At 61.8% G+C, this 22,582-nt stretch carries 10 protein-coding genes; 4 read left to right on the plus strand and 6 right to left on the minus strand.

Annotation, left to right across the window (positions count from 1 at the left end; genetic code table 11):
- Positions 1–35: 35 nt before the first annotated feature.
- Entirely contained in the window at positions 36–1,271 is a 1,236-nt protein-coding gene (locus J2D77_RS16060; RefSeq protein ID WP_207847486.1) for an acyl-CoA dehydrogenase family protein, read from the minus strand.
- 306 nt (positions 1,272–1,577) lie between these two features.
- Between J2D77_RS16060 and J2D77_RS16065 the strand changes: the two genes are divergently transcribed.
- Positions 1,578–4,130 (plus strand): TonB-dependent receptor, encoded by a 2,553-nt coding sequence (locus tag J2D77_RS16065; RefSeq protein WP_331000090.1) that lies wholly within the window; start codon positions 1,578–1,580, stop codon positions 4,128–4,130.
- Between the two features lie 108 nt (positions 4,131–4,238).
- Here the strand turns inward: J2D77_RS16065 and J2D77_RS16070 are convergent, their stop codons facing one another.
- Complete coding sequence (locus tag J2D77_RS16070; protein WP_207847487.1) at positions 4,239–6,020, minus strand: tetratricopeptide repeat-containing sulfotransferase family protein; 1,782 nt, start codon at positions 6,018–6,020, stop codon at positions 4,239–4,241.
- A 337-nt stretch (positions 6,021–6,357) separates the two neighbouring features.
- Here J2D77_RS16070 and J2D77_RS16075 point away from each other — a divergent pair, with 337 nt between their 5' ends.
- On the plus strand, positions 6,358–7,248 hold the full coding sequence (locus J2D77_RS16075; protein WP_207847488.1) for a pirin family protein: 891 nt from the start codon (positions 6,358–6,360) through the stop codon (positions 7,246–7,248).
- 171 nt (positions 7,249–7,419) lie between these two features.
- On the opposite strand, the gene J2D77_RS16080 is transcribed toward J2D77_RS16075, so the two are convergent.
- The gene (locus J2D77_RS16080) at positions 7,420–9,777 is read right to left on the minus strand and encodes a TonB-dependent receptor (protein ID WP_230975892.1); all 2,358 of its coding nucleotides are present in this window, start codon (positions 9,775–9,777) and stop codon (positions 7,420–7,422) included.
- A gap of 418 nt (positions 9,778–10,195) precedes the next feature.
- On the opposite strand from J2D77_RS16080, the gene J2D77_RS16085 reads away from it, so the two are divergent.
- Positions 10,196–11,368: a phosphatidylinositol-specific phospholipase C1-like protein gene (locus tag J2D77_RS16085; protein ID WP_207847489.1), complete on the plus strand. Its 1,173-nt coding sequence runs from the start codon at positions 10,196–10,198 to the stop codon at positions 11,366–11,368.
- A 52-nt stretch (positions 11,369–11,420) separates the two neighbouring features.
- Here the strand turns inward: J2D77_RS16085 and J2D77_RS16090 are convergent, their stop codons facing one another.
- The 3 genes from J2D77_RS16090 to J2D77_RS16100 all read right to left on the minus strand — a co-directional run bounded on the left by J2D77_RS16090 (position 11,421) and on the right by J2D77_RS16100 (position 21,629).
- Entirely contained in the window at positions 11,421–20,000 is an 8,580-nt protein-coding gene (locus J2D77_RS16090; protein ID WP_207847490.1) for a GH36-type glycosyl hydrolase domain-containing protein, read from the minus strand.
- A gap of 59 nt (positions 20,001–20,059) precedes the next feature.
- Positions 20,060–20,290 carry a hypothetical protein gene (locus J2D77_RS16095; RefSeq protein WP_207847492.1) on the minus strand — a complete coding sequence of 77 codons (231 nt, stop codon included), beginning with the start codon at positions 20,288–20,290 and terminating at the stop codon, positions 20,060–20,062.
- Between the two features lie 475 nt (positions 20,291–20,765).
- Positions 20,766–21,629 carry a hypothetical protein gene (locus J2D77_RS16100; protein WP_207847494.1) on the minus strand — a complete coding sequence of 288 codons (864 nt, stop codon included), beginning with the start codon at positions 21,627–21,629 and terminating at the stop codon, positions 20,766–20,768.
- Between the two features lie 428 nt (positions 21,630–22,057).
- Between J2D77_RS16100 and J2D77_RS16105 the strand changes: the two genes are divergently transcribed.
- Entirely contained in the window at positions 22,058–22,558 is a 501-nt protein-coding gene (locus J2D77_RS16105; protein ID WP_207847496.1) for a YciE/YciF ferroxidase family protein, read from the plus strand.
- Positions 22,559–22,582 lie beyond the last annotated feature (24 nt).

Raw genomic sequence — 22,582 nt, forward strand, 5'->3', positions numbered from 1 at the left:
CTGCTCTCTGACTATCTTGAAACGACGCGGTGTTTTCAGACTGTGCCGACACGCCACTGGCCGGGTGGCAGCGCGCCGTTGACGATATAATCGCCCACCACGCGGGTGCGGTACACGCGCGGATTATGGCAGCCGATGGTGCGGATATTGCGCCAGTACCGGTCCAGCCCCGCTGTCCGCACGGTTGCCGTCCCGCCCAGGCTGTCGAACAGAAGGGATGTGGCGTTGAGCGTGAGCGGGAAAATGATTTCCTGCGCCTGCCATATTTCCAGCTCGGCCTTGAGCGTATGCGGACCACGTTCGCTTTCGCGGCTTTCCACCGCCGTTTGCAGCGCATCGGCCGCATGGCGGACGATGGAGCGCGCGGCATGGGCGGCGGATGCCACATGGCCGACGATTTCAAGAATCTGCGGATCATGGGCGGGCAGGTCGTGATTGGCGTGGCTGAAGCCGCGCTTGCGGGTCTTGACCGCATGGGCCACGTCAAGCGCCGCCGCCTGCGTGATACCGGCCACCGTGGCCAGATGGTAAAGCTGGAAGAAGGCCTGCGAATACGGGAATTCCGTATTGCCGTAACGCAGCAGGTCGTCCTGCACCGCAACATCCTTGAAATGCGCCGTGCCCGAGGCCGTCAGCCGCTGGCCGACACCATCCCAGTCGTCAACAATCTCCAGCCCCGGATCGGTGCGGGCTGCCAGGCATTTGACGGTCTGCCCGTCTTCGGTCGAACCGGTAACGGTCAGCCAGTCGGCATAGAGCGAACCGGTGGTGAAATACTTGGTGCCGTTAATGACCCAGCGCCCGTCCTTGTAAGACAGGGTGGTGGCGAAGCGTTCGCGCTCGGCCCCTTTTTCGGCCGCTGCCGCCCCGGCCGTGTCCCCCTTGCCCAGGCGTTCGAACCAGCGTTCCGTATAGGGCGAGGGTTTTTCGTATAAAAGATGTTCGGTAAAGCCGAAATGCGCCCGCAGGGCCTGGGCGACGTTGGAATCTGCCGTAGCCAGGTCGATCACGGCGGAAAACAGTTCGGACACGGAGCGGCCAAGCCCGCCAAAGCGCGTTGGCACACGGAACGCCGTAAAGCCGTTTTCCTTTAACGCACGCAACGCCTCGAACGGCAGAACGCGCTCCACCTCGGCCTTGAGCGAGTCCTTGCGGATACGGTCCAGCAAGGGGGCGTAGCCGTTGATGGCTGTTTCATAACCCCTGTGCGGTGCATCCCCCCAAAGGACAGCGCTGCGTTCCTGTTCAATCGACCGATTTTGTTTCAACACGACAAGTCTCCTGGCTGCGCGCGGTTTTTCCGCCCGTCCTGCCCGGTCTGCAAACCCCCTCCCGCACCGCGCATGTTTCGGCGGCAGCCTTGGGAGCGGTCCCACGAACAGGAACAACGCTTTCGATTCGTATTTCGGCATATTTATCCAACACTGACAAGTGGTATAATTTCGTGCCGCGCGATAAATATCACGTTGACTCGTTCTTTAAGGGATGATTAGCATCACTCGAATTTGTCGTGGTTTTGTGAATTTCCGAACATAAACACGACACTTAAGAGTTATTTTATCGCGCAGGAGCCCGAAGTGAGATCGAGAAAATCGTGGCAATACGCCACTACGACAGCCCTTGCCGTATCATCCGCCGTGCTCTGGGCGGATCATCGGGTGGCGCATGCGCAGGCTGTCGCGGAGCAACCCCAGCGCCCCGCCCACAAGGCGACCTTGCCCAAGGGCCGGGTTACCACGACCCGCACCCAGACGACACAGATCCGCACTGCCCAGAATACCGCCCTGCAAACAACGCCCACGCAGGGGACAATAGCCCCGCCGCAGGATCGGCCGGCCACGGTACGGAACGGTACAAACAGGGCAGTTGCAGCTACATCCGTCGAAAACGTGGGCGTACAGGGGCAGCGGCAGGCCAACTGGGTGGTGACCCCCGTCACCGCCGCCACCATCGCCAATTACGCGCCCGGCACCAACGCGCTCAAGGCCCTGACATCCCTGCCCGGGGTCATGTACAATTCGGCCGACCCGCAGGGGCTGAACCTGTGGGGGCAGTCCTTTCTCATGCACGGGTTCGACCAGACCCAGATCGGCATGACGCTGGACGGCATGCCGCTGGGCAACCAGTTCTGGAGCAATTCCAACGGTCTCAGCCCCTCGGCGGCCATTTCATCGGAAAACATCGCCCGTATGGAGGTTTCGGCCTCCGCCGGGTCGGAAGGGGCGGCCAGCACCTCCAACCTGGGCGGGACGGTGCAGTTCGTCTCGCGCGATCCGTCGCACAAGGCGGGCGGGACCGTGCGGCAGACCTTTGGCAGCAATTCCCTGTTCCACACCTTCGTGCGCGCCGATAGCGGCGACCTGAACAGGCAGGGCACGCGCTTTTACGTGTCGTATATGCGCAACGATACCGATAAATGGCGTGGCGGGCAGGACCAGTTCATGCAGCAGGTCAACGCCAAGCTGCTGCACCCCATTGGGGAGCAGAGCAAGCTGACCGCCTTCTTCAACTACGCCGACGAATCCATGCAGAACTACCAGGACTACAACATGGATATGTTCTACCATGGGGGCTACCATATCGATAACCTGGCCGGAACGCGCAACGGGTACGAAACCGCCTACCGCCTGGCCCTGGCGTCCAAGGGGTTGCCGGGGGGTGCGGTACCCGCCGCCTACCAGAAGCTGGCAAGCCCGTACACCGCGTCCTTCTACGATGGGGCCGGCAACCAGCGGCAGTATTTTGGCGGGGTGAACGCCGACCTGGCGCTGACCAGCCGCCTGCGCTGGAGCACGACATTCTACGGCCATCGCTCGTGGGAAGTAGGGACCGTCACCAGCCCGCTGATCGCATCGCCCAACGGCGCGCCGTTCGTGGAACAGGCGACCATGCCCAGCACACGGCGCTTCGGGCTGCTGTCATCCCTGACCTACACGATCGCCAATAACGAGATCAACGGCGGCGTGTGGTACGAAAACACGAAATTCATTGCCGACAAAAGGGCTTATGAAGAACCCCTGCTGTCCGATGTCCTGTCGGGGGCCGCAAGCCCCGTGGACGGCATGAACCTGAATTCCCCCTACCAGACCGAGTACAAGCAGGTTTTCAACACCAATACCTTCGTGGCCTATATCCAGGACACGTATCACCCGCTGCCTAGTGTGGCCCTGCATTTCGGCTTTCGCTCCGTGCTGAACAACACGCGCGTGGGTGCCCTGGCAAACTGGGAGACCTACACAAGAACAGATGCCATTGCCGGGGGGGATGGCATCAATACGGTCAAGCCGTTCCTGCCGCATATCAGCGGGCAATGGAGCTTCCTGCCCGGGCACCAGATCTATTTCGACGTTGCCAACAACGTCAAGGTGCTGCCGGTGGCGGGGTATAACGGGGGGGCTTCGCCCTTCGCCACCACGCAGGCGGCCTATGAATCCTCCGCCGCCAGCCTGACATCGGAGACGGACTGGAACTATGCCGTGGGCTACCGCTACACGTCACGCCTTATCAGCGGGAACGTGTATGCCTACCACACGGATTTTTCGAACCGTTTGCAGCAGATCTCCACCGGCAGCCCCAACAACCCCTATACGGCCATTCGCAATGTGGGCGGGGTCACCATGAACGGGGTGGATGCGGGGTTTGTCCTGCGCCCGGTCAAGGGCCTGCAACTGGCCAGCAGCATCAGCTACGACCACGCAACCTATTCGGACAATGTGACATCCACCACCACCGCGGGCATTGTCACCTATGGCGTGAAGGGGCAGCAGGTTGTGGCTTATCCGCGCCTGATGTACAAGGGCCAGCTTTCCTACAGGTGGCGCGATGCCGAAGTGCATGCGGATACGCAGTTCATCGGCCAGCGCAACCTGAGCTATACGGGGGATGAGAAAGTACCGTCCTACTGGCTGACCAATGTCGGTGCCCGGTACGACCTGACCCCGTTGCTGAACCGTGGGAAAGCACGCGGCATTATCCAGAATGCGTCGCTGGTGTTCAATGTCTACAACATTACCAACCAGCGCTATATCGCCACAATGGGCCAGAACGGTTTTCCCATGCAGGGGGATTACCAGTCGGTCGTGCTGGGCGCGCCGCGCCAGTATTTCGGCTCCATCCAGGCCGATTTTTAAGAGGCGATTTAAAAGCTCTGCAAGGATATGAAAGTTTTTGGATGTCACCTTTTTACAAAAAGGTGACGTTGCGTGAAGCTTTTTTGAAAAAAGCTTCACCAAAAACTTTTAGTCCTGTTGAGCTTCCGTCCCCAGCCCGTCCAGCAGGGGGCGCAGGGTCTGCGGGTCGGGCCGCCAGCGCCGGATGGAACTCCGATAGATCGGCCGCCGGACCTGTTCCAGGCTGGATGTTCTGACCGGGCGCCTCGATTTGTCGAAATGCAGGCAGGCATCGTTCCAGGGCAGGCCGCAATAGGCGATGATCCGCCGCGCACTGGCCTCCAGATCCTCCACCACATCCTCGTAACGCACTTCCAGCATGGTACCTTCGGGCAGGACGACGCGCCAATGTGCCATCATCTTCTGGTAATGGCGATAGCGGCGGCCCAGTTCCCCCAGGTCGAAGGTGAAGTCCAGGTCGTCGAACGGAATGGAAAAACACGACAAACACGTCTCGACCGGGTCGCGGAAGGTGTGGATGATCCGGGCCCGGGGCCATAACTGGTGGATCAGCCCGATGAAAAAATAATTCTCCAACGTCTTGTTGGTAATACGGCTGGGCGCATTGTCCCCCTGCCAGCCGATCACGCGGGCGTTCAGGCGCTGGAGATAATCCTCCGCCACATGACGGCGTTCCTCCTCGCTCAGACAGGCCAGGGGGGCCAGTGTTTTCCATGCCGGGAAACGCGCCGCCCCGTCGCGAAAAGCATGCGACAGGTCTGCGATTTCTCCCGCCCCGTAAACATCGGGGTGGCTGGACAGGATCTGTTCGACCAGAGTGGAGCCCGAACGCGGCATGCCGACGATAAACACCGGACATTCGGAAGAATGGCCGCTGCGCGCTATGTTTTCGATTGCCTGGGCGGAAAACAGGTCGCGCACACGCTCCATGGTCTTGAACATCCGGTTCTCGTCATAGTCGATGCTCCTGCGCCGCAGGGCATTGCCTTTGAGAAGATGCCTGAACCCTTCTTCGTTCTCCCCGATATCGGCCAGGGCCTTGCCCAGGGCGAAATGCAGGTCGATCTGTTCGGGTTCGGTCAGGGAGTCGGCCTTTTCCGCCAGGGCGCGCAGGGCCAGCAAGGCCGGATCGTCGGCAGCAAGCCTGCTGATGCGGATCAGCCCCGCATAGGAATCCAGCCGGTCCGGGGCAAGGGCGATCGCCCTGCGAAACGCCTGCCGTGCGGCCTCGATCTCCCCTGTCTCGCGCAGGAGCCGGGCCAGGGCGGCATGGGTGGCGGCGTCATCCGGCCGCAGGGTGCGGGCCTGTTGCAGATGGGCGAGGGCCTGGGGGTAATGGCCCTGATCGCGCAACAATTCGCCAATTTTGATATGGGCGGCATGACTGGCCGGATCACGCGCGAGCACTGCGCGAAAGCTCGCCACGGCTTCGTCCACACGGTCCATCTCACCCAGCACGATGCCCAGATTCAGCCCCGCCGGGATATAATCGGGCGCGGTGGCCACAGCGGCACGGAAGCGGGCCAGGGCTTCCTCCCGCTGGCCGATGGCGTAAAGGGCCTTGCCAAGCGCGTTGAGTGCTTCGACATCCCCGGCATCACGCTCCAGCGTGGCACTATGGCGGGTCATGGCTTCCAGATGCCTGTCGAGTGCGAGTATGGCCCGAAACTGCGCCAAAGACCCCGCGCGATCGCCCGTTTTTTCCAGCGCGCTGGCCAGGTTCACATGGGCTGGCCGGAAATCGGGCCGCAGGGCCAATGCCTTGCGGAAGGCGATAACAGCCTGCCCGGCATGACCCACGCGCAGCAATGCCAGGCCAAAGCTATTGAGCACCTCCGCATTCTCGGGCACGGGTGGGGGCGGGGGGAACGAGGTCGCGGCTTGATCCAAACTCTCCACTCTCCCTGCCCAATGCCGCGATGCTGCGCCCAGCCAAAATAGGATGCACGGGGCGATAAGACAATCTTCATCCCCGCTTCACGCCTGCCTTCGATCCACATCAAAACAACATGTTGATAAATAAAGATAAAAGTTTTTGGTGAAGCTTTTTTCAAAAAGCTTCAGAAACCGTCACCTTTTAAAAAAAGCGACACCCCAAAAACTTTTGTAGGGCGGCCCGATCTTTCGTGGCTAGAATTTTGAAATGCACGCGGGGCCAGGGCGTTACACGAAACTGCCACCGGCGCCATTACGGAGCGGGTGCCCGATACTGGATAAGGAACAGCACATGATCGAGATGATGATCGAACAGCGCCGCCGCAGCCTGGGCGGGGGGCTGGAAGTGGGGCGCGTGCTGCCTTTCGCGCGGCGGCGCATGGTGGGGCCGTTCATTTTCTTCGACCATATGGGCCCGCTCGACCTGGCGGCCGGCGTGGATCGCAGCGTGGATGTGCGCCCCCACCCGCATATCGGCCTGTCTACCGTGACCTATCTTTTCAGCGGCGAGGTCATGCACCGCGACAGCCTGGGCAGCCAGCAGGCGATCCGCCCGCAGGAAGTCAACTGGATGACGGCGGGTCGGGGCATTACGCATAGTGAACGCTTCGAAAAAGCGCGCGCCATGGGCGATCACCTGCACGGTATCCAGGCCTGGGTCGCCCTGCCACAGGGGGATGAGGAAACCGCCCCCTCTTTCTCGCACCATGAAGGGGAGAATCTGCCCCAGTGGGATGCAGGCGGCGTGCGCGGGCAGGTCATTGCCGGCGCGGCCTACGGGCTGACAGCGGCAGCCCGCATCCATTCGCCGCTGTTTTACGTCCATCTGGAACTGGATGCGGGGGCCCGGGCGGAAATTCCCACGAACCACCGCGAACGCGCGCTCTATATCGCCCAGGGCGCGATCGAGATCGAAGGGGAACAGTACACGGCTGGGCGCATGCTGGTGCTGGGGCCTGATGTGTCGTGCTTTTTGGCGCTGGAACCCACCACCGCCATGGTGCTGGGGGGTGAGCCGGTGGGGGAGCGCTTTCTGTTCTGGAACTTCGTCAGTTCATCGAAAGAGCGGCTGGCCGAAGCGGCGGCGGACTGGCAGGCCGGGCGCATGAAACTGCCCGATGCAGACCATGACGAGTTCATTCCCCTGCCCTCGGCCGACACCGCCCCGCCCCCGATGTCGTAGCGGGCCCGGCAGGGCCCGGTTCAAAACAACCCCCTGATAAAAGAGATAAAGGTTTCTGGGTGTCGCCTTTTTTAAAAAAGGCGACGTTCTTTGAATTTTTTTGAAAAAATTTTCACCAAAAACTTTTATCAATTTACGAACGACTTCGCAGGGGGCTTTTGAAATACTCTCTTAATAGCTGAAGTTTATAAAACCGCCGATCGTGCGGCGTGCATCGGGCGATGTGTAATGCAGGTAGCCGGCGGTCCCGTAAAGCTGGTACCCGGTCGAAAAATACTGGTTGAACATGTTCCGCACATACAACCCGACCTGGAGCCGCTTGTTCAGGGGCAAAAGACTGACACGCAGGTTTACCAGGCTGTAAGCGGGTACTTTCGAATATTCGGGCTGGCCCGTGACAGTCCATACCGTGCCACGATAGGCGTAATCGAGATGGGCCTGCATGCCCAGCTTCGGCGTCAGGTCGTGGTGATAGTCGATAAACGCATTGGCAGACCACACGGGCGCATTGGTCAGGCGGGTATTGGTATAGCTGACCGTGGGCTTGGGCTGGTAATCCGTAAAATGTGCGTCTGTGAAAGATACCGAACCAGAAAGGGTCAGATCGGGAATGGGCTTGTATGCGACATTGCCTTCCACGCCCTGGCTCACCAGCCCGCCGGCATTCCCGATAGCGCTGGTCAGGATAGTGGTGCCGTTCCCCGCCGGCACGGGTGTCAGCACCGTGGCCTGGAAGTTCGTGAAATCTTCGCGGAATACGTCCATGTTCACACGCAGTTTATGGTGCATCCACTCCGACTTCATGCCCACTTCGTAAGACTTCACGGTCTCTTTGTGGTACGGGTCGTAGACGTTGCCCACAAAGGCGATACCGGCAGGCTTGTAGCCGGTCGAGAACGTGAAATAGGCCATGACATTGGGGTTGAAATGATATTCCGGCGAAATACGGCCGGAGAAATTCTGCCCGCTGACCTGGCCCCAGGAATAGACAGGCGCATCATGCGTGGGGATCAGGGTGGGATTGTACCCCGTAATGGCCTGGACGTTCGAATTGATGAAGCTCAGCCCCTGCGAGTTCTTGTCATGTGTGTAACGGCCACTGATCGCTATATCGAAATGGCGCGAAATATTGAACTTCAACTGCCCGAAAGCCGCCAGGGATTCATTGCGTGACTGGAAAAGGGATGTATTGCCGCTCTGCCCGGTCGCCCCTTCGTTATTGTAAAGGGTCTGGGCCGGCTGGCCGTCGACATAAAGCGGCGCACCCGCAGTGCCCCACTGATACTGGGTCTGGCGGGCATCCAGCCGGTTGAAGAAGCCACCGGCCAGCCATTCGACGAACTTCCCCTTGGGGGAAGAAAAGCGGATTTCGTCGCTGAACTTCTGCGTGCTCAACTGACCGTAATTGTAGGGATAATAGGCATAGACATCCAGCGGCACCAGATCGACCGGCGTGTTGTTGTCATAGGTCGAACCGCGCCACGCGCTGATAAAGTTCAGGTCGTTCTCACCCAGTTTGGCATGAATTTTCAAAGCCGCGCCATATTCCTGCGAAACAATGCTGCCGTACATCGGGTCTGCCGTGTCGGCATTTTTTGCGTTGGGGTAAATGCCCAGCGAATTCAGTTCGGACGTAACGGCTGCGGTCTGGCCGCCCACCGGGGTGCGGACACTGCTGTCCCAGTGATGGGCGTAATCCCCCTGCAAGGTGATATCCAGGTTATCTGTCGGTTCGACGTAAAACTTGCCGCGCACACCGTATTCGTTGGTGGAACCGACCAGCTTGTTCAATATGACATTGCGGCCAAACCCGTCCTGCGCGTTATCGAACGCGGAAAGACGGAACGCCGCCTTGTCTCCAAGCGGCACGTTGACTGTGGCATTGAGAATGCGCTCGTTATGTTCGCCATAGCTGGCACTGCCGCGCGCGGTCAGCTTGTTCAACTCCGGCTTGCCGGTCGTGACAGAAATTACACCGGAGGTGGAGTTCATGCCAAACAACGTGCCCTGCGGGCCCATCATGATATCAACATTGTTGATATCCATCATGCCGATCATGCCGTTGGCGCGCTGGGCGTCCATCACAACGTCATCGACCACCACACTGACAGATTTGGCGTTCGAGAAGTCGAAGGACTCGCTCCCCACGCCACGGATCTGGAAGGCAGCACCCTGCGTGGGGTCATACTGCACGCCGGGTGCCAGGTATTGCAGGTCCGTCAGGGCCGTATAGCCGGCATTGGCAAGTGTCTTGCCATCGATATGCTGAATGGAGATCGGTACGTTCTGGCTGTTTTCAGACCGGCGCTGCGCAGTCACGACAACGGATTCAAGCCCGGAATGGTCCGCATGCCGGCTTTCGAGCGCTTTTGTATCGGCCTTGCTGGCATGGAGGACTTTGGTTTTTTTCGCACTCTTCTTGTTCTGTGCGGCCTGCTCCGCCGGGATTTCGCCGCCTGTCTGGGCCCATGCACCATAAGGCAGAGCGATGCCACAGCATAAAAAAAGTTTAAAAACCGTGTTCTTCATCAGATAAACTTTCCAACCCATATGTGGCGTTCACCTGCACCTGACAGCACTGTTGCGAACAGACACGGTCCCGCTGGCAGGCACGGCAAGATGGGGATGGAGCTACACAAGAACGTTATAAATAAAAAGAGGATTCCGTTTGCGTAATATAAATTTAACGCAACCCTATACTCTATTCGGAAAACGCCACCATGTAATAAACAGGGCAAGAGCCGTTTATTGCTTTAGGTCGGGCTTTTTGTAAAGCCTTTATATATTAACGTTTGATGTCTCAATCAGGGCGCGGGCATTCGGTCGGGCGTCCGTGACAAAAATATGAAAATGCCATTCATTTATTCCATTTTTGGCAATTTATTTTTATCTCTTTCCCCGCATTGCGTGCTTGGCTTCTTTTTCCACCGTCCAGTCGGATACCGTCATGAAAACAGTTTTCTGTGCCCTGCCTGCCTTGGGTATGGTGCTTGCACTCTGCGCACCCCATACAGGTTTTGCAGCCGATGAGCCGGTCAAAATGAACCAGATCCAGGTGATCGGCACGCATAACAGTTACCGTCGCAGCATTGCCCCGAGCACGCTGGCCTGGCTTGAAAGCCAGTCTCCCCAGATGGCCCAGGCACTGGATTACAGGCACGGCCCCCTTCCTGCCCAGCTCGATGGCGGCATGCGCCAGCTTGAAATCGATATTTACGCCGACAGCACCGGCAGGCATTACGCCAACCCCCGTGGCGCGGAATGGCAGAAAAAGGCGGGGCTGACCCCCGATAAAGACCAGAGCGACGTGACAGATACGCAGGGCACGGATTTCAAGGTCATGCATATTGTCGACATCGACCAGCGCTCCAGTTGTGAACCGTTGCGCAACTGCCTGGCCATTATCAAGACATGGTCGGATGCCCACCCCAACCACCTGCCGCTTTATATAGATATCGAAACCAAGCAGGATGTTCCGCTCAAGAACGGTGCGTTCACCAAGCCGGAGCAGTTCACCCCCGCGACCTATGACAGGCTGGATGCGGAACTGCTGTCCGTGTTCGGGCGTGAGCGCATTTTGACCCCTGACGATGTACGCGGCCCCTACAAGACCCTGAACGAAGCCATCCGTACACGCGGCTGGCCGACCTTGGCATATGGCCGTGGCAAGGTGGTGTTCACGTTTGACCGCCCGCATGACACGGCCCGCTACCTGGTCGGCCACCCTGCCCTGCGCGGCCGCGTCGTGTTCACCAACGGACGGCCCGGAGACCCCGACGCGGCCTATACGGAAGCCAATGAAGGCTTTGTGGGGCAGGCCGGCAACGGCAGTGCGGAAGTCGATAACGCGACCGCCCTGCAACAGATTCAGGACCTGGTGGAAAAGGGTTATCTGGTCAGGACCCGTTCCGATGCCAATACGGTGGAGGCCCGACAGAACGACACGACCCGCCGGGATGTGGCGTTCCAGTCCGGTGCGCAGATCATCAGCACGGATTACCCGTCTTTCGAGCCGGCACCGTGGCACAATTTCACCGTATCCTTCCCCGGTGGGGCCATTGCGCGCTGCAACCCCGTGAACGCGCCAGCCAGTTGTTCCACTGCGGATATTTCAGAATAACACCCGATCTGTTCGATTTTCACCCCGAACCAGGACCGGTTGGCATGCGGGCCTAACCCGTGAACGCGCCCGACCCCAGGGTGACATCTATGGTGTGGGTGGCCCCGTCATCCACCATCTCGGGCGCGGAATAGGCTTGCAGCGCCTTGCCGTCCATCAGCACATGGCCCACGCCACGGCTGACATGCTCGGGGTTGCTCACGCGCACGACATAGGTGGCGCTGCGCCAGCGCAACGTTACCTCGAAACCCGGCCAGTCCCGCGGGATGCACGGGTTGATCAGCAGCCGCGTGCCCTGGATGCGAATACCCAGCAGCGTCTCCACCCCCACACGCTGCATCCACCCGGCCGAACCCGTATACCACGACCAGCCCCCCCGCCCGACATGGGGCGGGCAGGAATAGATATCGGCGGCGACCACATAGGGTTCCAGCCGGTAGCGCGCGGCATCCTGAAGGGTTGCGGCGTGGTTGATGGGGTTGAGGGTGCGAAACAGCGCATGGGCCTTTTCGCCATCGCCCAGGGCCGCGGTGGCCATGACGGTCCATAGGGCGGCATGGGTGTACTGCCCGCCATTTTCGCGAATACCGGGCGGATAACCCCGGATATAGCCCGGATCGGGCTCCATGGTGTTGAAAGGTGGCGTCAGCACAAGGACAAGCCCGTCGGCCTCGCGCACCAGCCGCGCCATGACCGAACGCATGGCGTGTTCCGCCCGCTCCATGGGGGCCACACCCGACAGCACCGCCCAGGACTGGGAAATGGCGTCGATCTGGCATTCCGCCGCCAGATGCGTGCCCAGGGGCGTGCCGTCGTCAAAATAGGCGCGCAGGTACCAATCCCCGTCCCATGTGCGTTCAAGGGCCACGGCCAGGGCCTGGGCATGGTCCTGCCATGCCTGCACGCGGGCATGCTCGCCCCGGGCGCGGGCGATCGGAATAAAGGCGGTCAGTGCGGCGTGCAGGAACCAGCCCAGCCACACGCTTTCACCCCGGCCCTGTTCGCCCACGCGGTTCATGCCGTCGTTCCAGTCCCCCGTGCCCATGAACGGCAGGCCGTGCGCCCCCACCGCCAGGCTGCGGTCCAGTGCGCGGGCACAATGCTCGAACAAAGACCCGCTTTCGGCCGAGACGGCAGGCACCATGAAACGGTCATGCTCGGTCATGGGCAGCGGCGGCGCCTGCAGGAAGGCAAGGGGTTCGTCCAGCACGCCGCCATCGCCCGTGGTGTTCACGTAATGCGCCACCGTATAGGCAAGCCACGCGCAGTCATCGGAAATATGGGTACGCACGCCAGCCCCTGTCTGGGGCAGCCACCAGTGCTGCACATCCCCTTCCACGAACTGGCGGGAGGCCGCGCGCAGCAGATGCGCGCGCACAAGGTCCGGGCGCGAACTGACCAGGGCCATGCCGTCCTGCAACTGGTCGCGGAACCCATAGGCGCCGCTGGCCTGGTAAAAGCCCGCGCGCGCCAGCACGCGGCTGGCCAGGGTCTGGTACAGCAGCCAGCCATTGAGCATGATATCCATGGCGCGATCGGGCGTGCGCACCTGCACCGAACCGGTCACCGTATCCCACTGACGCCTGACAGTATCCAGCACCTCGTCCAGGTCGGCAGCGCGGTAGCGTGCGACCAGGCGGCGGGCGTCTTCCTCGTTCTCGCCTTCGCCCAGCAGGAACACGACCTCCATCGTGCCGCCGGGGGGCAGGATCACGACCGTCTGCACCACGCCGCAGGGGTCCAGCCCCGAACCGGTACGACCCTGCACACCGTTGGTGCGAACAAAGGCCGCGGGATGGTCCAGCGTGCCGTTACGCCCGATAAACCCCGTACGATCGCCCGAACTCGCGCTCACGAACCCGCCGATATCGGCAAAGGCCACGCGGCTGTCGTAATGGGTGTTCCAGCGGTTGCGGGCGAACAAGGTGCCGCTGTCCTCGTCCAGTTCGGTGCGGATGAAGGGGGCCGCCGTGCTGCGCGCCGCCCCCAGCACCCATTCCACATACGCTGTGACCGACAGGGTGCGCGGCTGGTCCGACAGGTTATGCAACTGAAGCCGCGTGATCTTGATGGGGTCGGCCACGGGCACGTATTGCAGCACCCGGCTGGACACGCCATGCGCCACCCGTTCCAGCCAGGTGTAGCCCCGCCCGTGGCAGGCGACATAGGTGGCAGCCCTGTCGCGCCGTACGGCAGCGGTGGGGCACCACAGAACGCCGGTATGTTCGTCGCGCAGGTAGATGACCTCCCCCGCGCGGTTGCTGACGGGGTCGTTCGACCAGGGGGTGATCTGGTGTTCGCGGCTGTTGCCCGACCATGTATAGCCGCACCCTTCGGCCGAAACCTGAAAGCCGAAGCGTTCATTGGCAATGACATTGATCCACGGTGCCGGGGTTTTCTGGCCCGGCCCCAGGACAATCCGGTATTCCTGCCCATCCTGCGCAAAACCGCCATGGCCGTTGAAAAATTCCAGTTCGGGCAGGGCGGGGGCGGAAAAACCCTCCGCCGTGGGGCGGGGAGCAGCCCGGGGAGGCAGCACGCGCCGGGGCAGCGGCCCTTCCGCCTGGTCAAGCTGATCGGCCAGCGCGTGATCGGCCAGCAGCACCACGCGCGCCACGGACAAAATCAGGTCGTGCATGACCGGGCTCAGCAGATCGGTGCGCAGCACCCGCACCGAACCCGCATTGTTCCCGGCACGGGGGACGGAATGCACAAGCTGGTCGAGCGAGGTCTGCAAATCCTGCAAATAGGAGGTGGGGTGTTCGTTCAGGATGACGAAATCCACCGCGAATTGCTTGAGGCGGAAATATTCATGCGCATGCAGCAACATGCGCACGATGTCGATATTGGCATTTTCCCTGATCCGCAGCACAAGAACGGGCAGGTCGCCCGAAATGCCCTGTTCCCACAGCAGCGGCTGCGGCCCCGCGCCCTTGCCGATGGTGCTTGAACTCGCCCGCAGGGCGGGGCCTGCGTAAAGCAGGTGCCCGGCCAGGCGCTGGAACAGGTCGGCCGCCGTGGGTGTGATGTCGAGATGGCGAAGCTGCACCTGCGCCTGTGTCCAGGCCAGGGTGCGCACGCGGTCGAATGCGGCGTGGGTGCGGTGCGTGTCGATCATGTCCAGCAAAGCCGCGCGGTTGGGCGCGGCCATGGTCCAGAATGTCACACGCATGGCGGCCCCCGGGCGAATGGCAAGCGGCACACGAATGGCGAAGATCGGGTCCAGCACCGTGCCCGTATGGCCCGACAGAGCCCCCTCGCCCATGACGGCGTCGGGATGGGCCAGGTCGCCCCCCCGCCCGATAAAACGGGCGCGATCGGTCTCGACCGCGATCGCGGCTTCGCATACCGCCAGATGGGCCAGCCAGATTTCCGGCTCGTCCGGGGTGCGGCGGCGGCGGGTCGCGATCAGCGCGCGTGAGGCGGGGAGATACTCGGTCTGGACAAAAAGCTTGGTAAAGGCCGGGTGCGCGAGATCGCCCGCCTGCGCCAGAAGGGCAAGCTCGGCATAGGAGGTAACGTCGATTTCCAGCATGTCGCTGCCGGTGTTGAACAGCGAAAGCTGGCGGACCTCGGCATCGTCCTCGGCGGAGACGAAGACTTCCAGCGTCGTGGTCAGCGCGCCGTCCTGGCGGGCGAATTCGGCACGGTCTTCGTGAAAGACCACGGCATAATCGTCGGGCGGGGTGGGGCTGGGTTGCGCGCCTACGGAAAAGACACGGCCCGTGCGTCTGTTTTTCAGGTACAGGTAGGTTCCGTGGTCGTCGCGGGTCATGTCTTCGCGCCAGCGGGTGATGGCAAGCCCGTTCCAGCGGCTGTAGCCCGAGCCCGCAGCCGTCAGCATGACCGTATAACGCCCGTTGGAGAGCAGATGCGTGACCGGCTGGGGCGTATCCGCCCGGTCCAGGTAGCGCCCGGCCGGTGCCGCCACGGCGCTGACCGTGGGGTGGGCGTCGTCCTCGGATGGCAGGGGGCGGGCCACGGCACCCATGCGGGGGGCGCGTTCCTGCAACAGCAGTTCGGCCGAGGCAATGACCGGGTCACAGTGGAAACGCGCGCGCATGATCCCGTTCATGACCGCATCCGCCACCGAGAGAATGGACATGCCCTGATGGTGCGCCATATACGCACGCACCAGCGCCATGGTCTTGCGGTCGGGCACGCGCGAGGGGGTGTAGTCCAGCGCCTCGTACAGCCCGTAGCGGCCCAGTGCGCCGGTCTTTTCCAGAACGTACAGGTTGGCCACGGCCTTTTGGGGGTCCACCATGGCCGCAAGCAGGGTGGCGTAGGGGGCCACCACCGTATCCAGCCCCAGCCCGCGCTTGAGCCCAAGCCCGGGAATGCCGAAATTGGAATACTGATAGGTATAGTCGAGATCGCGCACGTTATAGGCGGATTCCGAAATACCCCACGGAATGTCGCGCGCCTGCCCGTAGGCGATCTGGCGCTGCACGATCAGGGCGTTGGTCTGTTCGAGCAGGCTGCCCGCGGGCGCGCGCATGACCAACGAGGGCATGAGGTATTCGAACATCGAGCCCGACCACGACACCAGTGCGGCCCCCGACCCCACGGGTGTGATCGACCGCCCCAGGCGGAACCAATCATGGGCGGGCATGTCGCCCTTGGCGATGGCGAAAAACACCGCCAGCCGCGCTTCTGACGCCAGCAGGTCGTAGCAGTTGCTGTCCTGCGTGTCCTCCGCCACAAGGTAGCCGATGGACAGCAGCTTGCGCGCGGTATTGCACAGGAAGGCAAAATCCATTTCCAGTGCCAGGGTTCTGGCCCTGTGCGCAATCGTCGCCAGCCGGTGGGGAAGGGTTGCGTGCAGGTCGGGATCGAAATCGCGCAGATGGCTTTCCAGCGCGCGCATGGGGGCCGAAACCCAGAACAGCCGGTCGGCTATGCGTTCGTCCACCGCCTCGGTTTCGGCGGGATGCAGGTGGGCGACATGTTCGGCAATTTCGCTGGCATGGCGGTGCAGGGCCTGGAGTTCGGGCAGCGACCGCGTGACGGAAGCTCCCTGCACCGCCTTTTTCAGCCCGATCAGCCGCCGCAGCAACTGCCGTTCATCCGCGGTTTGCGTCAGGCGCGTACCGTTGCGAAACGTCAGGTCCGTAATGGCAATGTTCAGGACATCGATAATGCCCTCGCGCCAGGTGGCGGTATCGGTCTGGTCATGGCACCATTCATGGCACGTGCTGGCCAGCGCGATCAGGTGCCCGGCAAAATTGCCGCTATCCACGCTGGAAACATAGATCGGCTCAAGCGGTTCAAGGCTTGACGTTGCGTACCAGTTGTAGAAATGCCCCCGGTAGCGCTGCATGACATCCAGTGTGGCGAAGGTGGCCTCCAGCCGGTCTATGGTGTCGGCCAGCCCCACCCACCCGAAATCGCGCGCGCTGGCGGTGCAGAGCAGGTAAAGGCCGATATTGGTGGGTGATGTGCGCCGGGCCAGGACGGGGGACGGGTCTTCCTGGAAATTGTCGGGCGGCAGCATGTGGTCCGACTGGGTGGTGAAGGTTTCGAAAAACCGCCAGGTGCGCCGCGCGGTCATGCGCAGGGTGCGGATATCCGTGCGCGACGGGCGCGAGCGCGCGGCAATGACGGGCGTGCGGCTGGCCCACATGGCAATGGCGGGCGACAGGCACCACAGAATGGCGAAAGGCACCGCCAGGACAAGATTCCACGGCGCGCCCCCTGCCGCAACGCCCAGCGTAATACCCCCCGCCAGCAGCGGTGCAGGCAGCATGCGGCCGTAATAGCCGCCAACCCCCGAACGCAGCAGCCCCGCGATCTGGGCTGCTGGCACCCATTGCAGCATGTTGCGCCGGGTAATGAACACCCGCACCAGCGTGCGCAGGATCGCATCCGCCATCAGAAAAGCCTGATGGGCCAGAAACGCGATGTTCAGGAACGTCATGACCGCGGCTTCGGCACTGGCGGCCCCTACCACGCTCAGGTAACTGCGCAGGGTAATCCATTCGCGGCGCGGAATAAGGTCGGGCACGACGGGCAGGAACGCAGGCACCGCAATGGCCAGCAGCACGAAGCCTGTCCAGATCAGGGCGGCATGCAGGGGCAGGAACCACCCCGCCACCAGCGTAAGCAGGGACAGCGGCGTGCATAACGTACGGCGCAGGTTATCGAGCATTTTCCACCGCGCAATGCCCGAAAGCCGTTCGCGCGCGGGGGCCGCCCTGCGCACAAGGCTTGAGAGAACCCACGGCAGAAGCTGCCAGTCCCCACGCGTCCAGCGGTGCAGTCTCTGGGCCGCGACCAGGTAGTCGGTGGGGAATTCCTCCACCACCTCGACATCCGTTGCAAGGCCCGCGCGGGCGAAGATCCCTTCGAACAGGTCGTGGCTGAGCAGGCTGGATTCGGGCACGCGCTGGGCCAGGGCCGCCTCGAACGCGTCGATCTCGTAAATACCCTTGCCTGCATAGGACCCTTCACCGAACATGTCCTGGTACAGGTCGGACACGGCGGCGGAATACGCGTCGATCCCGCTGGCGCTGGCGAAGATACGCTGGAACAGCGTGCTCTCATGCCCCACGGGCAGGGACGGCGTGACCCGGGGCTGAAGAATGGCGTAGCCTTCATGCACCCGCCCCGATACGGGGTCGAAGGCCGGGGCGTTGAGCGGGTGCGCCATCTTGCCCACCAGGCGGCTGACGGTTTCCAGCGGCAGGCGGGTATCCGCATCCAGGGTAATGACGTATTTCACATCATAGGGCAGCGGGTCGGACTGGGCCAGGAAGGTCGTGTCCAGCGCGCCGCGCAACAGGCGGTTGAGTTCATGCAGCTTGCCGCGCTTGCGTTCCCACCCCATCCAGACCTGTTCGCTTTCGCACCACACGCGCCTGCGGTGCAGCAGGTAGAACCGCATGCCGCCGGGTGCGGGACCGTATTTATGGTTCAGCGCCTGCACGCCGGTTTGCGCCAGTGTCAGCAGGTAATGGTCCTCCGGCGCGTCGGGGCCGTTATGATCGGCCCAGTCGCTCAGCAGTGCGAAATGCACCGCATCGTCCCGCGCGGCCAGGCAATGCACTTCCAGCCGGGCCAGAAGGGCCTTGACCGTTTCTTCCGACGTCAAAAGGGCCGGCACCACCACCATGGTACGCAGGCTGGGCGGAATGCCGTCGAGAAATTCCAGCCCCGGCAGGGCGGTCGCATGCAGCGCTTCCAGGGCGATGCGGTTCACGCAGGCCACTGCCGCCTCCGACACCGGTATAAAGCCCAGAACGGCCAGAACCCAGGCGATATGGCCGATCGTGCCGAAGGACAGCCAGAAGGGTATGGCCAGCAGAAGCACGCTGAGCAGCGTGACCACCACGCTATAGGCGGCAATGCCGCAGGCACAGAACCCGCGCACCAGCCACCGGCCCCATGACGGGCGAAAGCCGATCATGGCCTCCAGCGCCGGGCGCCCGCCCATGAGCAGGTAATAACCCGGATCGCTGCGACGCCGATCGTACGGTTCGACCGCCTGCGCCTTGCGCGCCATGGCCACACTCAGTTCGGCCACGTCAAGTTCGGTATGCCTGCTCCCGCGGGAGAGATCCTCGATCGCCTTGTGATACAGGTCGCGGCTGGCGAAATCGGTATGGGTAAAGCTGTCGTATCCGGCAAAAACCCGGTTGATGAGGCAAACGCGATCGAATGCTTCCGTCCAGTCCAGTTCCGAAATCAGGCGCAGGCTGGTAATGATATTGCGCACCGTGGCGTTGAACGCGCCCTGTTCCTGCAAATCCTCGCGCACGGCCCGATCGATGGAGGAACCCTGTTCGACAAGGCGCTGTTCCAGCCAGATCAGGGCGGGGTCCTTTTCCGGGTCCAGCCCGCGTGATCGGTAGGCAAGCTGGGCGGTGAACGCACCGTCCAGGCTGGCGGGGTCCACCGTGGCCAGGAAGGCGGACATGGCCATGTGCCTGTCCTTGCGAAAACTGTCCAGCCTGTCTGCCAGTTTATCGGCTTCGCGCCTGCTGGCATTGTTGTGCATGATCGCACCCACCACGCGGCGCAAATTCTCGATCAGGACAATGCGCAACGTGATCGGCACCGCCCAGATCTCACCAATGGTCAGGGGCGTTACACTCTGATAGGCCAGCAGGTAGTTGTACAGCACATCGGGCTGAATATTGCTGTCCGTATGGGCCACAAGCGCCCATGTCACGCCAAAAACCCTTGGCAAGTCCTTGAAAGGCCCGTTTGCCAGCTTGGGCAGGCGGGCGTAATAGCCCTGCGGCAGGTCCAGCCCTGTTTCGCGGATCTGCATGTCGACCAGGGAATAGTTATCCGCAAGCCACTGCGCGGCGGGGGTCAACTGCCTGCCCGCCAGCATGGCCTGGGAAATTTTCTCATCCGCCGCGCGCAGGAAAGCGCCGTTCTGTGCAAGGCGTTTTGACAGGGGCCGCCCGCTTCCACCCGCCCGGGGTGTAATGGTCTGGGCGGCAGCCAGGCTCCTGGCATGCGCTTCCAGCCGTTCGAGGCCGAAAATCTCGCTTCTCAGCGGGGTAAAATCGTCACGCCATGCGTCTTGGGGGGCACGGCCCGTCGCCCGCCGCAGCCAGGCGCGCCATCCCTCACCCGCAGCACGCCCGCCCTGCGCAGATACGGCAGTGTTCGCATCCATCCCTTGCTCCAGATCGGTGCGAACACAATCCGTTGCACCGCTTTTTTATCGGCGATGTCCTATTTGCGGAACAGGCTCGTTCTCGGCCCCACCGCGCGCGCAGAAAGCTTGCGCAATAAAGGCGGCACATCCCCTTCCGATGGCGGGGAGGTCATGCCTAGGCCGGCCTGCGGCAGAAAGAACCTGTTGTCGAGCCGATTTTTCTCATCCCCCGTGACGGGGCAGGATGGATAGCCCGTATCGGGGACAAGGGCGCGGCCGGAAATAGCCTGTTTTTGAGACGTACCCATTGCTGTTCTCCTCGGGTGCGAAAATATGGGAACAGTGATACCGACCGGCAAAGCGATATCAGGCGACGGGGCTGCCGCCACACACTGAACCGGGCTTGCTGTCAGTTCTTCATAAACGTGGGAACCACCGTTACGTTGCACAATTATTTTATGCATCCTGCACGACAGGGGCGCATTTTCTTGCAAGACATTGCCCTGCAAGAATTTTGACTATAAAAGCCGCCCGCTTTACCAGCCAGACGCCCCCCCTACAGGGAACATTGCACACCACAGATGCGCTTTCGAACGATCGGGCACGCCTGCTGCGGCCATGCCCGCCCGGTCGGCCCTGACGCCGCGCAGGCGATCCGGTGCCCGGTTCAAGCACCCGGTGCAGGCGTCTGGTGCAGGGTAGCTGGCGCAGGTGCCTTGCGGCCCGCAGCACCCTCTCCTGTCCCCTGGCTTCGTGGGCCAACGGGCAGGGCTGCGGGCAGGCCTAGCGCCGCAAGGCCTCGGTCGCGGCGTACAGGCTGTCTCTCTGCCGGCCACCCACCGCCCCCGCGACACAGGCGATGAACGCCCCGACCAGCATGGAAAAGAACGTATACAGGGCGAATGACGATGCGGCCTTGCGCGTGAGATCGACGATATGGGCCGCTTTGGCAAGACTGTCCTTTTCCGCGGCAATCGCCTGATCGACCCGCCCTGTGGCTTCCTGTTCGGAAATGCCCACGCGGCTGGCGACCATCTGGGTCAGATACTGATGATCGGCCGGGGAGATCTGGCCGGTCGCGGCTGTTGCGAGAATACGCGCCACTTCCGATCTGGCCTCCTGCGGATTGGATGTATCGGGTGTCGTGCCGCGGAACAGGGTGTCGATCAGGTATTCCTCCGGCCCCGATCCGGGGTGGGAGAGCGCTTCCCCGCCCATCCTGCCCAGGCTTGCGGTTGCATGTTTCCCCACCCCTTCGAGTGCCAGGCCCATGCTTGAGCCCGCCACCCCGACCACAAGCAGGACCGAGACCGCCCATGCGACGAACCCGGCCGCGGCGTCGCGAAATTCCACATCGCGGCGCGCGCTCTCAACCGTCGCGCGGTGCAGCCGGCCTGTCAGATACCCCCCGAAAAACGAGGAAATCCACTGCACCACGATCAGCCATATGGCGGTGACCACGGTAAATGTCAGGCCGGAAGGGTTGGTATCCGAAAAGGGGGAAACCCAGGCCAGGCCAAGGCCCGAGCCCAGGGCGATGAGCATGATGGCCATGGCGGTGGCGACAATCGCACCGCCCAGCACAGCCCCCCACGATAGCCCGCCATTGGGCGAGACGATAGCCGTTTCCTGCGTATCGAGCGTCATGGCACGTACTCTCAACGGTAGAAGAGGAAAAGAAGAATGATGATGGGAATGGGAATACCAAGAAGCCAGAGCAGAATTGGCATGGGACGATCCTCCGCAACGGGACTGTTCCAACGTGGCGCACGCAATGAAGTTCACGCCCGCACTGGAAGTTTCGCAATTCCATGACGTTGCGCCCGCTCGGTGGAGGGAAAGAGAGAAATTTTAAATAACCAGCAACTATTTCCCAAAGGGGGCGTAAACCCAATCGAGGCCGCCAGGACATGCCGTCGCACCGGCAACCTGGCAGCAGGATACCTGTCTGGACGATGGGGGGACCATCCCGCCCACCAGCACGCATCCTGAAACGTTCCGTTTGATTCGATGAAAAAATCAGCAAACGGGTACTATGGCTTTCGCCAACAGCGTTCAAACAGAAGGACTTCGCCATGACGACCCAGAAATCTTTGTCCGACGCGTTTTACGAAACGTTGAAGGATATCTATTTTGCCGAAAAGCAGATTCTCAAATCGCTCAAGAAGGCGATCAGTGCCGCCCAGGCGCCCGACCTGAAGGAGGCGTTCGAAACCCACGCCACCCAGACCGCCACGCATGTGGAACGGCTGAACCAGGTGTTCGAACTGATCGGCAAGGCGGCCCGTACCAAGACCTGCCAGGCCATGCAGGGCATTCTTGCCGAGATGGAGGAAGATCTCGACGATTTCGGGGAAACCGAAGCCTCGGACGCGGTGCTGATTGCCTGCGCCCAGGCGGTCGAACATTACGAAATTGCCCGTTACGGTACGCTCAAGACCTGGGCTGGCAGCCTGGGCCTTGATGAGGTGGAAGACCTGCTGGGCCAGACACTTGAGGAAGAAAAGCAGACCGATGCGCTGCTGAGCGAAATCGCGGAGCGGGAGAGCAACCCCAAGGCCATGCAGATGGCATGACCGCCGCTACGGGCTGGGTCGTGC

The organism is Acetobacter garciniae (assembly GCF_017377735.1).
GTDB lineage: Bacteria > Pseudomonadota > Alphaproteobacteria > Acetobacterales > Acetobacteraceae > Acetobacter > Acetobacter garciniae.

Coding starts and splice junctions, on each gene's coding strand:
- J2D77_RS16095 (WP_207847492.1), bottom strand. CDS start 20,290: ATGGGTACGTCTCAAAAACAGGCTATTTCCGGCCGCGCCCTTGTCCCC.
- J2D77_RS16085 (WP_207847489.1), top strand. CDS start 10,196: ATGAAAACAGTTTTCTGTGCCCTGCCTGCCTTGGGTATGGTGCTTGCA.
- J2D77_RS16090 (WP_207847490.1), bottom strand. CDS start 20,000: ATGGATGCGAACACTGCCGTATCTGCGCAGGGCGGGCGTGCTGCGGGT.
- J2D77_RS16100 (WP_207847494.1), bottom strand. CDS start 21,629: ATGACGCTCGATACGCAGGAAACGGCTATCGTCTCGCCCAATGGCGGG.
- J2D77_RS16075 (WP_207847488.1), top strand. CDS start 6,358: ATGATCGAGATGATGATCGAACAGCGCCGCCGCAGCCTGGGCGGGGGG.
- J2D77_RS16080 (WP_230975892.1), bottom strand. CDS start 9,777: ATGAAGAACACGGTTTTTAAACTTTTTTTATGCTGTGGCATCGCTCTG.
- J2D77_RS16105 (WP_207847496.1), top strand. CDS start 22,058: ATGACGACCCAGAAATCTTTGTCCGACGCGTTTTACGAAACGTTGAAG.